Source organism: Chitinophaga caseinilytica, assembly GCF_038396765.1.
Taxonomy (GTDB): Bacteria; Bacteroidota; Bacteroidia; order Chitinophagales; family Chitinophagaceae; genus Chitinophaga; species Chitinophaga caseinilytica.
This window is the reverse complement of the sequence record NZ_CP150096.1, coordinates 1,636,100-1,652,024: the sequence shown is the minus strand read 5'-3', so window position 1 is coordinate 1,652,024 and position 15,925 is coordinate 1,636,100. Positions and strand designations below refer to the sequence as shown.

Genomic DNA, 15,925 nt, shown 5'->3' with positions numbered 1-15,925 from the left:
TCTGGGGAGATATTAAATATGATACCAATTTGAACCACGTGCATAAAAAGCAAAAAAGATAAAGTCACAATGGTCCTGGTATAAGGGATTCCTTTGTTAATGTGAAGGAAATACTGGTAAAAACCGGCAGCGAATCTATATAGCATAAAGGTAAAAATATATTAATCTAACAATTTAAACAATGCATCTGTAGCGCCAGTCATGTCCAATATCCCTGTCACAATACCAACGGCGGGATTCACCTTTCCTCCGACTTCAAGTGCTAACAGCCCAACTTTTAGAACAGCTTTGGCGACGTTACCCACCGTTGGATCTCCAAATGCCTGGGCAGCGGCAATTGAAGCATCTACTGCAGCAGAAACGATCCCGACCGTTGCTACAAACTTCCCGATTTTCTCAAGCCCTGACGGGCTAATTTTCTTAGCAAGTTCGATCCCCCCGTCTTTTACGGAATTTTCTAATCCAATACCATCGTTGACTTTGTCAATGATTTCGAGCGATTTATCGATATTGATCGTGGTGTTGAGATCGCTCGCGGTTTTGGTCTCGACCGGCTCTAAATCACCTGCGCTCTTGGTTACACTCGCTTTCGCTTCCTTAGTTTCCTTTTTATCTTCTTTTTCGTCTTTCTTCTCTTCAGGTTTTACTACATCGGCAGTACCGTCCCTGTTCAGTTTATAGGTGTTACCGTCGTTTGCGTTGATCGTTGCCTCTTTTCCGAGATAATAGCCTCCTTCTTCGACGGCCTTTTGCGCGAATGATTTCGAGCTGTAATACCTCGGTGTATATGTTCCGTTGGAATTTTTAGTTGCGACCCAATCATCCGGGGCCATGCCGTCCGGATCGATAAAACGGAGCGGGTTATCGAACGCATAATTATAAGGAGACCATCTCCTCATTTGATCCGTTTTCGGATCAATATGGTGCCATCTGCCGATTTGCGGATCGTACATCCTCGCACCGTAGTCATACCATTCCAGGCCGCTGCCACCATTTCCTGAAAACTCCTTGTTCTGCAGTTCCTTCCCGTTGTACTGGTATTTATTTTCCGGCTTGTAGATCGCTTTGGCGCTGATACCCGCCATAGCGAGGCCATAAGGATAATAATGCGTTTCCTCCAGCAATGGCCCGGATATCGCCATTACGGTCAGATTGTCGAAGTAAACATCCTGGGGCGTTTCATTGCTGGTATAAACGTACAGGTAGCCGCTTTTTTGCACTACCATATTATCCTGGGCCAGCGTTTGGAGTTGGTCTGGATTCGCTGCCACCTGTCTTACCCCACTATTTTCCTCCACCATCCCGAGTTGCTCATCGAACAACACGAAATTGAGATAAGCGCGTGGACGGTTAGGATTGGAATTACCCCGATTTTCTTTCTGCTTAAGCCGTTCCCAGCTATTGTTGACGAAGTTGTTACTGAACGGTGTGGCAGACGAATTTGTGGCCTCGCCGTGATCAGCCAACCCCTTCTGCCCACCGGACCCGAAGGCCCGCAGCAATGCGCCGGCCATATCGTTCAATGGAGCTGTGGTTCTTGATGGCTGCCCGCCGGGGCCCGTTTTATAAAATGCCCGCGCACCGATCCGGATCGTATCGCCGGCCATTACTTTCAAGACGAGGCTGGGCCCGATCCTACGGTCTGGGTCCGCTCCGTTGAGCTTCGCTACGGCCGCATTTTTCTTCGTTTGCTCGTCTTCAGGATAGCCGACCGGTTTATCCACACGACTGGCATCCACGTTACTGAACAGCGCGGTTTCCTTCGCAGCATTTTCCGGTTCCATGCTGGCCTGGTACATGGAGAAATCGGTTTGATCGGTCAGCACCATGCGTACGTTGCCCAGGTGATCTTTCAGGAAGTAGTCGTATGAAAATGCAACGGGCTGCCCTGTCTTACGCACTGCCCGGATACGCCCTTCTTCATGGCCAACGAATGCCAGCGTGTCATTTTCATATATTGTACCTGGCAGGTAAACGGTGCTGGATACCTTTGCGGGCGTCACCGTATTGTCAGTAACTGTCTTTTTCAGCTTGATGCCGTTCGCATCGTATTCGAAAGCGATGGTGCCCTTCCCCGTAATTATAATCAATTGCGGCTGATGCAGATGATTATACGTGATCGCCGAGATATCTTTGTTCTTATCGGAAATCAGGCTGCCGTTTTGATTATAGGTGTAGTCAAAATCGGTGGCAGGCGCGCTGGCATTCGAGGAATTATTCGCAGCAGGCTCCTTGAAATCGCCCAAAAGGCTGGCCACATCATTAGCGGTGTCCCTTACAAAGCGGAGCTTGTTGCTGCCGGCATAATACTCATACCTGAGCTGGTCCACAACCGCCGGAACTCCGGCTTTGAGCCCCATTTGCTTCATCGACAAGATGTTGCCGCCGACATCATAGGCCAAATTGCTTACAGAAAAATCCACCAGGTTCTTTTCCCATAAAGTGCTGGCGGTTGTATTCAGCTGGTTGAAATCCGCAGAACGAAGCCGGTTTGCCTTGTCGTACAAGTATCCGTATGCCCTGGCGACACCATCTCCCATACTTTTCCAGCGCACGCCGGCAATATTCCCGTTATATTGATTTGTCTGGAAACCATAATCATAACTCAATTCCATCCCAAACCAGTTTGCGGTACTGCCCGCCGTTACCGCATACGACTTGTTGATGGATTTGAGCCACCCGCGGATGTTATATTCGTGCGTCAACTTTTCTATCTGCGTGGCAGCGCCGGAAACGCCCAATCGTTTGTCCCTAAGATTGCCTGATTCATCGTAGTTATATTCCGATATGACCTTGTCTGTTGCCGAATTGTCATTTACCCGTTTCTTCACTGACCTGATTTTGCCCGTTGCATCGTAACGGTTCATGGTCAACAGGGTATTCGAAGGATCTGAGGTGCTGGAAGGATTGGAATGGCGGTCGTACCTGCTCAGCAGCTTTCCGGAAAAGTCGTATAAGCTCGTTGAGACAGTTTTGCCACCGGACGCATTGTCTGCAATCAATTGAATCGCGCGTCCCTTGTCGTTATAATACACGGTGGAAATCAGCCATTTTTCTGTCGGAGCGCCCAATACCCGCAACTTGCTGCCTGTTTCCAGGCCCTGTGTCAATGTACTTACTGCCGTATTGAATTCCGCATAGGCGTTCCCCCCTGCCTGCGGCTTGGTCAGATCTGCCGTTTCCACCGCATGTTTACCTGTCCAGGAGTAATCGTCGTAGTAGGTATATGAGACCGGCGTATAGCCTGTGATATTGGGAACGGGATTTCCTGTTGCCGGCAAATTATTCGTTGAATCCTGGATTTGCTGCCGTGAAGCATTGGAGGCATATAGCGCGGACATCGTTGGCCGGTCTAACCCGTCATAAAACATTACCTGCCACTCACGGGTGGGCGTTTTGGCGCGTTGTGCGGAATCCTGTAAAAACACGAGACGGTCCCTGGTATCGTATACCAAATGAACAGGGCCTGCACCCGGAACTTTTTTGACGATATGTCGTTTCCGTTCATCGAACTGGTAATAGAAGCATAGCTCGTGGGTAATTGCCGCAGATATCACCCAACTTCCCAGGATGGCTTCCACCGCTTTTGGCGGAATCACAAAGCGGAGGTTCCCGGTGATATCGTATACGTAATAAGTACATAGCCAGCCAACATGGGCGGTACCGGGCGTGGTCGCCAGCTGCCATTTCTTCAAAACGATCTGGCCCGATTTATCTTTGTACTCGACGATTTCATTTCCGGCTTCGTCTTTGGTCACGAGTTTTTCCAATTGCCCGGCTGCGTATGTTTGACCGGCGGCACTGGTCGGGATCGCTACCCCGGGAGCGATGGTCCAAATTCTCACGGAATCGGAAACAGTATTGAGAAGATATTGCGTCTCGACCGGCCGGTTGCCGCCTGATTTTGCCCAGCTGTTACCCGGCGCGTAAGATTTAAGCACCCGATTGAGTGGTGAGGCCTCGAAATCCGACTGGCTGTAAAAAATGGTCTCTCCTGATGTGGCAGGGCTGAGTGTGGCGCTCTGCAAAAATGTGGCCTGGGAGGAAAAGGGCGTGGTTTTAAAAAGGCCATCGCTGGTTGCCTGGTGAACATAAGGCAAATAAATCAGCTGCTCCCTTCCGAAAACATCATATATTTTCATGGACACGCGATCTTTACCGCCAGTGGCAATTGTGTCAATAATACCGCCGATTCCTTTCTCAACCGACTGTATCTCGCGGCCAAGCCCGTCAAAATATCGCGTAGTTTGCTTCACTTCTTTCACTGTTCTGGCCGGTGCGCTGATTATCGCCGGGTCATTTGACGGCATGGATGGCTCCCAGACGCGAATATAGTTGTTTGCGGTACCGGGATAGTTAGCTGGTACGGCGGCAGGTGTGGCAACAGGGCGGCTGCTTGTGTTAGGAGCGTTTTGCGCAAAAAGTGCCGTAGGTATAACAAATCCAATCAACCACGAGATCAAAGCGAAACGGGGATAAGTTCTGTCGCTTTTCATATTTTCAGTTTGTGGGATAAATCAATAATTGTTTAGGGCTTGCTGGTGCATAGGCTCACCAATCATCACAACTGAGGTTCAGCGTACAGGGCGACACCATGATCTCTTCATAGTTTATACTCTTCGAACAATCGCTCCATTCGTAATGATAGGTGCATTTGTAACGGTTCTGTCCATTCACTATTACACCTGCTGAGGCTGTATTTACCCGATTGCCCGTTTCACAGACGCCGTTGATGAGTTTTTTGTCGTTACCGCTGCAAACCACCGGCAAGGGGCAAGTGGTGAGGTTAGTGCCTGTTACGACCCAACGGAGCGTGTTGTAGGTGGCGCTACAGGGATTCATATCCTTTTGTTCCTGCTCGATTTCTCCCGTATTCTGGTTACTTCCGTTCTTCTTGCAGCGGGTAGCTGTGGCGGTATTCTGCCATACGGCATTCGAAGTGCAGGATGTGGATGTTCCTGCATCCACCCAGCGTTTGGTACTGAAGGTTGCGCTTCGGGGATTTATATCCGTTTGTTCATGTTGGAGGATGACGTCGTTATAGGCGGAATTGGCGGCGCAGGGTTTGCAACGTGTAGTTCCGGTGTTCAGCCAGGTTGCAGCGGTATGATTGAAAGTTTCATAAACATACGCCGCCTGCTTGATGATGTTCCCGTCCAGATCACGAATGAGCAGCAAACGATCCAACCCGTCATACTCGAATTGCGAAATTCCGTTCGGGGTGGCAATCTCCGTAACACCAGAAAGCGGATTGTAAGCAAAAGTAGACATTGACGCTTGTCGGGGATAAAGGCGCAATTCGTCGATTTGAACGGTGCCGCTCACTGAAACACTCGTGGTTGTAGCCGGGAGTATATGTTGATAATAACGCCATCCCTGCTTAAGCGGCCCCTGTGTAGCTGCGATGCCGTTGACGGCGGCAGCTGCGCCATTCGACCAGTAAGAAACGATGTACTCTTTACCGGAGGGCAGTCCCGACACGCTTAACGCTCCGGCAGAAAGACTATATGCGCGACTGCCCATTATTCCTCCTGCAACGCGGCTGGAAGAGCCGGTCCAGCGGCCGTTGGTCGCTGATTCGAAACTTGTATAGGCAATTTCCAGCCGGCCCGCATTGAGCGTTGCCGAAACGGGCTGCGAATTATTATAGTCCCATGTTAGCGCCCGCAATCCGCCACCTTTCGTAGTTACCTGCGATATATTATTATCGGTATCAAATTCATAGTCGGCCACCCGCAGGAATTTGGAAGCGGTAAAATTAAGCTGCTTTGGATATGTGGTGGTGAGGTTGATTGCCGTGGGCAATTCTCCTTCTACAGTCAGCAAAGCATATTCCTCTTTGGGAAGGATACTTGTAGAATCTGTTGCAAAAGACATTTTGTATTTCCGGTACCCACCGGAAACAACCTTCCCGTTCACGTTTTTGAAACTGGCGATAGGAAAATTGTAGTATCCTTTTTTAAGGTATTTAAAAGTTGAATCGCCTGCCACATCTGTGAAATCCGCTGCATACAGGATATCCTCATATACCTGTAACCCATTGCTGGAACGGGACGTTTTCCGTGTGGGCAATATATGATAAGGACTTGCATACGTAAAGGTGATCGTATCCGTCATCTTCAACCCGGATGTTGTATAATGGTCTTCGATGGTTTCTTTCGGCATTATAGCCATCCGTCCAATTACATAGGACTGCAGGAACTGAAAACTAAAGTTAGGTGATAACAACTGTTTGCTGCCGTTAGGCGACGGCGTGGTGCCGCCATTGATAGGAGGAATGCCGCAAAGCTTATTTTTTTCAACGTTCCGCAGCAGAATGGCCCTAAGCATACCGCTATATCGGATAGACTGATAATTAGTCCTGCTTTCCTGGAGTATTTGTCCCGCCTGCGTGTAAACACGTTTTGCTTTTTCCATACCTGTGAGCAGGTTTGGTAAAACTCTTTTCGGAAGCCATGGTACAAGAATATCGTAATTGCCGATGTAGCAATTGTTGACTGCGCTATCGCAAACATTAAAATAGAATGTTGAATCCGTATTAACATCGCTGAAATATTCATATTCCGTTCTACCGTTCGACACACCTGCCTTTTCTTCGGTAACCGCCACGTTGTTATAGCCAATATGTCCCTCTCCATTTGAATTCTCCTGGATATTATGTGTTGCAACAAAATAACGGGCAGGATCTGAAGGGGAGCAATAGGGGGTATTAAGACTGACGAAAAGCGAAGGTGAAACGTACAGGTGCCCAGAAGATTGGTTTGGCAGATCAAATTTCCGGTAAGTTAATTTGCGGATGAGCGTATCTCCGCGCAACGGATCATAATGCAGCATCCGCTTGAGCCGGAGCCCTCCCACCATGCTACTGATGTTGAAATCGTGAATAATGGCCGATTGGAAATTATCTGCATCGGCAAAGGTCCCGTCCAGGTTCCTGGCGGAGGAAAAATCATGCGGCTCATACTCAAGCATCGTTTTTCCACCTGTCGGATAACTTACTGCGATCAGGGCATCGCGTTGCATTTGCGGCCATGCAGGTTTCCTGTTTCCGGTAGTGCCGCAGAGGATGTACAGGCTTTGCTTCTGGTGGTTTATTACTTTGTCGTTATAAAAGCCCCAATAGTCCTGGGAATATGGACTGTAAAAATCTTTTGTGGTGTTCACAGGGTCTTTCTGGAATGCCGTGTCGTAGTATGTGAATTGATAAGGCATCACCAACCTGGCGTTAACATCCGTCAGAATACAGGCATTCAGCTTGAGGCGCCCGGATTTGAAATTGCTGTAATCCAGCTGTGATTTTTTATCCGGCAAACCGGTTACGCGATCATATAGCCGGATAGAATCCAGCCGGGAAGTAGATACATAAGTCTCGGAGACGTCTGAATAATAAAGCCGGGCTTCCGCTTTACGCGTAGTCACTTTTAAAAGTCGGGCCTCCTTAAACCGTTCGGTTTGCAGCGACCCCCAAAGATCAATGCAGGCATCGAAGTCCGTCGCCTTTACGAACTCCTGTCCGTTGACCGGTCTTTTCAACGAGGAGCTGCGTTGCTCATACTCAAACCGGATGGTATCTTTCGAATTGCGGTCAATGATAGTGGTCAATAACCAGGCATTCGGCTTGTAATAGCCGCTGTTGTTAATTTCCGCGAGCACACGGGCCGATGTGCTTCCGCCAAAGCGATATTCCTTTCCGTCAGGTGTTATGATGGAGAATGCATCGAAATAGTTGTCAGTCATGCTATATTCCCCCACTCCTTTATAGAACGTGGTCACGATTTTTAGTTCCTGGTTTTGAGGGATCAGCACCGGCTGTTTATTCTTGAAATAAAACTTACCTGAATATCCTTCAAAATTGAAGTAAAACATATCAGGCTCACCATCGCTCATCCCGGCATAGTAGTTTTCCAGGTCCCAGGTATCAGGGGCGGAGCCGGATTTAACTGAATTATTATTAGACACCAATCGGCTGTAAACCGCGGTCAGATCAAGATTAGATGAATTGTCGGTATACATTCCCCCATAAATCTGATAACCGCTCAACATCCATCTTTCACTGGCTGCCCCCCAAAAGTAGGTAGTATCCCATTTACCGGTGCCCGGGTTAAATACAATGGAAGTATCCTTGACGGTCCTGAACCGGATCCCCTCGTCCGGATTGCCTTTAACCGTCCGGGTGATCATACCGCCGGCGTTCAGGGACCAACCGAGCCCTACGACTCCGGTCTGCTGGTCGGCCTTTACGCCACCGCCCTGGTAAGTGAGGCTAAAGTTTACACTACCGGATTTGGAGGGTACTTTCAGCAGGGGAATAGTGATGTTCGGTATCCCGGTAAAGTAGCTTACCGGAAAATCCTGAAACTGCTGCATGGCGGCTATCTCAGGTGTTTTGGGCGAGTAATCGAACTTGGGCTGCCCCAGGGTCTCCTGCGCATGGGTAAACAGGGGCATGAACAAGCACAGGGATGCCAATAGGAATGGGATAGATCGAATCTTCATATGTCAACAGAAATTGCTGCGGGTCGATTTTTCACCGCATATTAAGAATAGGTCTAGGCTGTTTGCGGCAGTTTCTAATTACGTTGGGAAACGGGTCTCGATTTATTTCGGTTCGCATGATCTACAGGTCAACGTAAGGTAAACGATGTGAAGTAAATGATTTTATTTCATAAAAAAATTTTCTGCTTCTCTTTTTTCGAATGCGTTTCCCTCATCCCGAACATGCCTGTTGCATGTCACAAATCGGGCGCGCTTTCTTGAAAAAGGTCATAATAGTGACGCATGGTTCACCGACCGCCCATATGCACTCGATAAGTTTATGAATGGCGCCAGACTTAAGCGGTCTGGCTATTTCTACCACATGTCAGCTTCTCGTAAAAAAATAACACAAACGACCTTGACAAAACCAAAAGTTTTGTTAAATTTAAAGCGTGTTAAAAGTGAATTCCCCACTGCTAAATCGAATTTGTAAGGGGAAAATGTAAATAGTAACGAAACGGGAAAAATATCTAAATCGCTAATCAAAAAAATCCATTCCGGCATCGCTGTCTAAAAAATCGAGAGAGACAGCCATACCGCAGCAACGTCACCGCATTCTAAAAGAGCACTCAACTTTCAACCAAAATTCATAACCAGCTAAATTCTGTCAAAACACAGCAAACTGCGGCATTTGGAGCTGATGCAGCCTATTCATCAGGACAGCAGCATTCGCCTTATTACCATCTGGCCACCAGCCAATGGAATTTACACGCATTTTAGTCGCTACGGAATTATCATCAGCAGCACTTAATCCGCGCCGCCAGGCTATCAGAACCTGCCAATACAGGACATGACATTTCTTTCGCGCTCAAGCGCGCACCATGCCGGCCAGGCGAGGCAGGGGAAGGTATGCCCCAAAACATCCGCAGTTACCGTACAAAGACAGATCGAGGCACTACTCTCAAAATCACTTTTATGTTCAAGCGTATCTTCTTACTGAAGTTCCTGCTGTTGCTGCTATGCGTGAGCGCATACGCCCAGGAGCGCCGCATCACCGGCAAGGTCCGGGAAAAAGACGGCAGTCCACTCCCCGGCGCCACCATCATTGAAAAGAGCCACCGCACCAACGGCACCGTAGCTTCGGCCGACGGCTCTTTCGCGCTCACGCTCAAGGGCACCGGCAACGTGATCATCGTCAGCCTCATCGGCTTCGATCCCCAGGAAGTGAACGTCGCCGGAAAAGATGCCGTAGACATCGTACTGCAGGTGGGCTCCAAAACCCTCGGCGATTACGTGGTGATCGGCTACCAGGAAGTTTCCCGCCGCAAAAACACCGCTTCCATCGCCACCGTGAAAGGCGAAACGATCGAGAACCTCCCCGCCGTGAGCGTAGACATGATGCTGCAGGGCCGTGTCAGCGGCGTGAACGTGCAGAACTTCACCGGTGAGCCCGGTGTCCGCAACACCCTCGTGGTACGCGGCAACACCTCGGTGCTCCGCGGATACGACGAAGCCCGCGCCCTTTCCCGTCCGCTATACGTGATCGACGGTATCCCGACCTCCGCCTCTGAACTGGGTGAATTGGAATCCAACGGCACAGGCACCAACGCCATTGCCGGCCTCAACCCGAACGATATCGAGTCCATCGACATCCTAAAAGACGCCTCCGCCGCCGCCATCTATGGCTCCCGCGGCTCCAACGGCATCATCATCATCAAAACGAAAATCCCCAAACTCGGCAAGCCCCAGTTCAATTTCAGCACCTACCACGGCTTCACCCGCAGGCCGCAACTCGCCGAAGTAGTGGGCGGAGCGGAAGAACGCCGCCTCAAAATGAAACTCCTCAATCTCTATAACGGGTATATCGATAACGAAAGCCTGCCGATGATGCTGACAGACAGCCTCAACCCGGCTTTCAATAACGCTACCGACTGGCAGGGCATGTTTTACCAGAACGGGCAGATCGATAACTACGACGTCAGCATGTCTGGCGCCAGCGATATCTTCAACTACCGCGTAAGCCTCGGGCATTACAAAGAAGACGGTATCATCAAAAAAACCGGGTTCAAGCGCTATACCGTGATGGCCCGCCTCGGCGCCAAGTTTACGCCCTGGCTGGAAAACCAGACCCGCGTCCGGATCAACCGTACAGACCGGCCCCGCTCGTCTAACGAACGTACCGGCAGCTTCTTCGCCTTCGACACGTATTCCATGCCTTCCTCGTTTTTTGGGTTGACGGACGCGTCGAAAGACTACCTGCTGGGGAACGACCGCGGGCAGAACAAGAACATCAACAACCAGCTGGAACTCAGCACCGTGTTCAATGTCAGCCTCATGAAAAACCTGCGGTTCAACACCACGCTGACCTATTCCAACGAAAGCTCGGCGCGCAACTTTTACCAGCCCGGCCTGGTGCGCAACAATACATTCGGGTTCGGGGCGGCCTTCTCCAGCAAAACGGAAGGCATCATTATGTACAACACCCTCGAATATTCGAAGAAAATCGGCAAGCATGACCTGAACGGGATCATCGGTCAAAACGCGGAATACACCCAATACCAGAATACCTTTGCCAGCGCGGACCTCATCCCGAACGACTATATCTGGGTGGTGAACGTAGCGAACAAGAACTACTCCACCACGAGCTCCCTCACCACTGAAGAGGGCATGCAAAGCCTGTTCAGCCGTATCAACTATTCCTTCAACGACCGCTACCTGCTGTCGGCCGTGTTCAATTTCGACGCATCGTCCAAATTCGGTAAAGACAGTCGCTGGGGCTTCTTCCCCTCGGTTTCCGCCGGCTGGATCGTGAGCGACGAGCCTTTCATGAAAGACCTCAGCTGGCTGAGCTTCCTGAAAGTGCGCGGCAGTTATGGCGTAACGGGCACCCAACCGCAGCGGAACTACCTCGGTTACAATACCTATGTCGTAAACCAGGCCGCCTTCCAGGGCAGCATAGGCGCTACTTCCTACAACGGGGTACCGGTTATCCGCCCGAATTATTTCGACGGGATCGCGCAGAAAGACCTCTCCTGGGAAGAATCGCGCCAGGGCAACGTGGGCCTGGAAGCAGGGTTCTTCAAAGACCGTATCCGCGTTATCGCCGACCTGTACAACCGGAGCACGTCCAAAGGTTTCTTCAGCTACCTGCTCCCCAACTCCAGCGGCTACACCGAAGCGCAGACGAACGCCATCGGCCTCCGCAATGCTGGCGTGGAACTGACGATCAATACCAGGAACCTCAATCCGAAAAGCAAACTGCAGTGGTATACCGACTTCGTGTTCTCCCACAACCAGAACACGATCACGGCATTGCCCAACGGCGGCCGTTCCATCGTTTTTAACTATAACACCGGTGTTTACGGGCTGGACTATCTGCTGACCGTGGGCAGGCCGGCGAACCAATATTATGTGTTCGAGTCGAGAGGGATTTATTCCACCGAGAAAGACATTCCCTTCAACCTGTTGACCGGCCGGTTGCTGACGAACTTCGTGGGGTATGAATACCATCCCGGCGACCCGATCCTCGTAGACCAGGACGGTAACTTCGACATTAAGGAACCGATGGACCAGATCATCGGCGGCGATCCCAACCCGCGGTATTATGGTGGTTTGAACAACAACTTTGAGTACAAGGGCTTTACGTTCGGCGTATTCCTCAGCTATACTTTCGGCCGCTCCATCATGAACAGTTACCTGAACCGCAGGCTGGAGTACCTGTTCGAAGGTTCCGGCGATGGTGGAGAGACCGCATTTTCGCGGAGGGCCATCTTCGACGTGGACAAGCTCAATTACTGGAAACGTTCCGGCGACATTGCGGAATACCCGACCCTTTCGCTCGTGAGAGACCAGCGTTCTCCCTACCGCTTCCTGGATAAGAACACGATGTACATTGAAGACGGCTCGTATGTCCGCATCAAAACCGTAACGTTCGGCTACAATTTCCAGAAGCCCATTATCGAGCGGCTGAAGCTGAGCAGGCTGCGGCTGTACGGGGTGATCGACAACATGTACACTTTCCAGCGGAATAATATTCCCGATGCGGAAGCCGTAAATGCTTACGGTGTTTATACCGGCGACGGTTATCCGATCCCGATGAAATTCACCCTTGGCATTGACGTCGGATTCTAGGCTTCCACTTTAAAAATGACATTATGAAACAATCAAGATATGTAATCGCCGCCGTACTGCTCTGTGCAATCGTATTCGGCAGCTGTAAGAGAATCCTGGAACTGGAGCCCAAGACGGGGCCTACCAGCCTCACTTTCTGGAAAAACGATAAAGATGCGCTGGCCGGTTTGATGGGAGGATACGCCCTCATCCGTGAAGCCCTCACGGACGAGAACCGCTTCTTCGTGTATGGCGATATTACCGCCAACACGTTCCGCGTCACGTATTCTTCCGACTATTCCATCCACCAGATCGCCAACGGGGAACTGGACGGCGTGTATTACGGTTACCTGGAGAACCTCCAGAACTGGACGCTGTACTATAAGGCTATCGCCCAGGCGAACCTCCTCGTCCAGAAAATCCCCACCATTCCGGATAATGCATTCGCCATTGGTGCGAACAAGGCTTATTATACCGGGGAGGCCCATTTCCTCCGCGCATTCCTCTACTTCTACATCTCCCGCGTTTGGGGCGACGTTCCCCTGATCCTGGAGCCCGTTGAAGACCTCTCCCAGGCCAAAAACATCGGGCGCGAAAAACAAAGCGTAGTGCTGGCTCAGTGTATCAAAGACGTTGATGCCGCCATCCAGCTGCTGCCCGAAACGCCCATTCAGACCAACGACCGCGGCGTACGCGCCTCCCGCGCTTCCGCCCTCGCCCTGAAAGCGCATATCTACGCCTGGATGAAAGATTTTCCCAAATGCGAAGAAGCCACCCGCGACCTCGTGGCCAGCCCCGGCAAATACGGACTGAAATTCATCACCGACTCCGCCGAATACAGCCGTATACCCATCGGCCGCTCTATGGAAGCGATCTTCGAGATCAATATCAACGAAGAACAGAACGAAGGATCAGGCCCCGACATCTATGGTTCCTTCCAGGGCATCGGCTCCAAAACGCTGTACATTCCTTACCTCGCCACCCGCGATGCCTCCACTCCAGACCAGGTGCCCTGGATGACGCACCTGACAACTTACAATAACGTGTACTGGGAAGACGGCGACCTGCGCAAGATGCTCTGGTTCGAAAAAGATACCCGTACATCCATGGAGAAAAATATTATGATGAAGAAATACGTCAACATCACCTACCGCGACGGCGACGTACGGAAAGACCCCCGGCAGTCCAACAACCTGCTCGTCTTCCGCCTTTCCGACATCATCCTGCTCCGTGCAGAGGCATTGTCCAAAATTAAAAAGGATACCGAAGCGCGCGACCTGGTGAACAAGGTGCGCACCCGCGCCCGCCTTGAGGCGCTCGACGGCACCACGGCCGGGGACGATCTTTATTATTTCATCGTCACCGAGCGCCAGCGCGAACTGTTCGCGGAAGGACATGCGTTCTGGGACCTCCTCCGTACCGGGTTCATCGACGATTTCAACGGGCAATTCGAAAAGGCCATGGAACCGGGATCCGAATTTTACGGCAAAAACTACTGGCCCATCCCCCGAGCGCTGTTCAAAGACAATATGCTGATGAAACAGACGCCTTACTGGAACGGCAGACTTTAATCTCAAATCCAAAAACGACAATCATGCAATCAAAAATAAAATGGATATGGATGTTGTTGCTGGCAGCCACTTTCGCTTCCTGCAAGAAAACCGATTACTTCATCGGCGGCAGCACCCACAATCCCAAATTCAACGGTACCACATACGAATACCTGAAAACCAACCCGCTGTTCGATACGCTCGTGCTGCTGATCGATAAAACCGGGTTGAAAGATGAAGTCAACGCCGCGGGAACTTTCTTCGCGCCCACCGACTATGCCATCCAGAATTACGTGAAAAAAGTGGTACAGGTAAGGAAACAGCTCGAAGCGAACGACGAAAACCTGAAATTCGAATTCGGTGAGCTCGATTTTCCGAAATACAAGGATTCCCTCCGCGCTTACCTCTTCCCGCAGCGAATTGAGCGCGCGGCGCTGACGAAAGAAGGCCAGTATTACACGTCCAAAGACGGTGAGAAACGCCACATCACGCTCTGGGACGACCCCAGCGGGGCATATATCAACGACGGCCTCACCCTCATTCCGCAGTATATCTACTTCACGAAAGTCATCGGTACGCTCGACCCCCTGATCAATGACGACGTGCCCACCGAAGAGCGGGACAAACGCGTGGTAGTCCAGACTTCCGGCGTCATTACCAACAACGGCGTCGTGCATGTACTGGCGAATTATCACAACTTCACTTTTGTTGAACTCAATTAATCTTTCCACATGGCTAAAAAATTTCTTCAATATACGATCATGGGATGCGCTATTGCCGCCGTTGCAACAACGGGCATGGTATCTTCCTGTAAAAAGATCCCGGAAGGCTACATCAGCGAGCAGATCCGCTACGTGAACGATACATTCCGCGTATTGCGCGGCACCAACTGGAACTCCGACCCGAAAGCCTTCGAGCTGGACGGCTCTAATTACCCGATTACCGTGAAGCTCCTGGAGATTCGCGACATAGCCACTGGCAAGGCGACGGATATGTTCTTCAAAAAGAACAAAGTATATGTCTGGACGGCCCTTTTCGATCCTACGAGCGATACAACGGTGGCGATGCTGAACAAGAAACGGGAGATAATGGATATTCCGGCGCTCCAATTCATGGAAAAATCCGGACAGCTGATGTTCAATGAAGGTACCGGCACACTTCCCGCGGGCAACTATGCCTTCGACGTGTCTGTCACCAACCAGAGCGGCACCAAAACGTTCCGGAATATTTCTGTCATCCAGCTGCTCGACCAGGCTTACCGGCAGCAAGGCACGCCCGGATGCGCTTACTTCATCGACGGCACTACCACCTTCGGCGACATGGGCATTCCCACCATGACGGTGAAGAAACTTTCCGACGAGGGCTACCAGGTGCGGATCAAGATCACCGACAAAAACGGCAAGGCGTTCAATCCCAAAGCCGGCGAACTGATCAAGCGCGGCGACCGCCCGCTGTTCGAATCCTACGCGAAGTTCCACCCTGTAGAATACACCGATACTACCATGGTCTGCAATTACGAAGTAACGCCGTTCCCCCTGAAGGAATACCCCGGCTACGGTTACCTCATGTATTACCGTATCCCCAGCCAGTTCGTAAAGCTGGACCCTGAAATAGCGCCGACCGACGAGCAGAAATACAACGTAAACCCGCGGTGGACGTTCCGCATTCTCGTGAAAGGCACGTTTGAAGTAACGTTCAAGCTGCCAAAATGTACGCGTACAGCATGAGCTGATCTGTCGACATAAAAAAGGCCCGGAACGTTCCGGGCCTTTTTCGTTGAAAGCGGTCTT

At 50.8% G+C, this 15,925-nt stretch carries 6 protein-coding genes; 4 read left to right on the top strand and 2 right to left on the bottom strand.

The genetic code is table 11. The annotated features are described in order from the left end of the window. Positions 1–161: 161 nt before the first annotated feature. Positions 162–4,496: a DUF6443 domain-containing protein gene (locus WJU22_RS07080; protein ID WP_341842546.1), complete on the bottom strand. Its 4,335-nt coding sequence runs from the start codon at positions 4,494–4,496 to the stop codon at positions 162–164. Positions 4,497–4,551: 55 nt separating this feature from the next. Continuing rightward, the gene (locus WJU22_RS07075) at positions 4,552–8,496 is read right to left on the bottom strand and encodes a hypothetical protein (protein ID WP_341842545.1); all 3,945 of its coding nucleotides are present in this window, start codon (positions 8,494–8,496) and stop codon (positions 4,552–4,554) included. A gap of 954 nt (positions 8,497–9,450) precedes the next feature. On the opposite strand from WJU22_RS07075, the gene WJU22_RS07070 reads away from it, so the two are divergent. From WJU22_RS07070 to WJU22_RS07055, 4 genes are read left to right on the top strand one after another with little or no spacing between them, the layout of a single operon-like run. Beyond that, positions 9,451–12,606 carry a SusC/RagA family TonB-linked outer membrane protein gene (locus WJU22_RS07070; protein ID WP_341842544.1) on the top strand — a complete coding sequence of 1,052 codons (3,156 nt, stop codon included), beginning with the start codon at positions 9,451–9,453 and terminating at the stop codon, positions 12,604–12,606. A 23-nt stretch (positions 12,607–12,629) separates the two neighbouring features. After that, the gene (locus WJU22_RS07065; protein ID WP_341842543.1) at positions 12,630–14,156 is read left to right on the top strand and encodes a RagB/SusD family nutrient uptake outer membrane protein; all 1,527 of its coding nucleotides are present in this window, start codon (positions 12,630–12,632) and stop codon (positions 14,154–14,156) included. A 23-nt stretch (positions 14,157–14,179) separates the two neighbouring features. Further along, positions 14,180–14,857, top strand: a complete 678-nt coding sequence (locus WJU22_RS07060) for a fasciclin domain-containing protein (protein ID WP_341842542.1) — start codon at positions 14,180–14,182, stop codon at positions 14,855–14,857. A gap of 9 nt (positions 14,858–14,866) precedes the next feature. After that, complete coding sequence (locus WJU22_RS07055; protein ID WP_341842541.1) at positions 14,867–15,862, top strand: DUF5007 domain-containing protein; 996 nt, start codon at positions 14,867–14,869, stop codon at positions 15,860–15,862. The last annotated feature ends 63 nt before the right edge of the window (positions 15,863–15,925 follow it).

What these genes read in the sequence shown, in the direction of transcription:
- WJU22_RS07080 (WP_341842546.1), bottom strand. Translation starts at nt 4,496, where the DNA reads ATGAAAAGCGACAGAACTTATCCCCGTTTCGCTTTGATCTCGTGGTTG.
- WJU22_RS07075 (WP_341842545.1), bottom strand. Translation starts at nt 8,496, where the DNA reads ATGAAGATTCGATCTATCCCATTCCTATTGGCATCCCTGTGCTTGTTC.
- WJU22_RS07070 (WP_341842544.1), top strand. Translation starts at nt 9,451, where the DNA reads ATGTTCAAGCGTATCTTCTTACTGAAGTTCCTGCTGTTGCTGCTATGC.
- WJU22_RS07065 (WP_341842543.1), top strand. Translation starts at nt 12,630, where the DNA reads ATGAAACAATCAAGATATGTAATCGCCGCCGTACTGCTCTGTGCAATC.
- WJU22_RS07060 (WP_341842542.1), top strand. Translation starts at nt 14,180, where the DNA reads ATGCAATCAAAAATAAAATGGATATGGATGTTGTTGCTGGCAGCCACT.
- WJU22_RS07055 (WP_341842541.1), top strand. Translation starts at nt 14,867, where the DNA reads ATGGCTAAAAAATTTCTTCAATATACGATCATGGGATGCGCTATTGCC.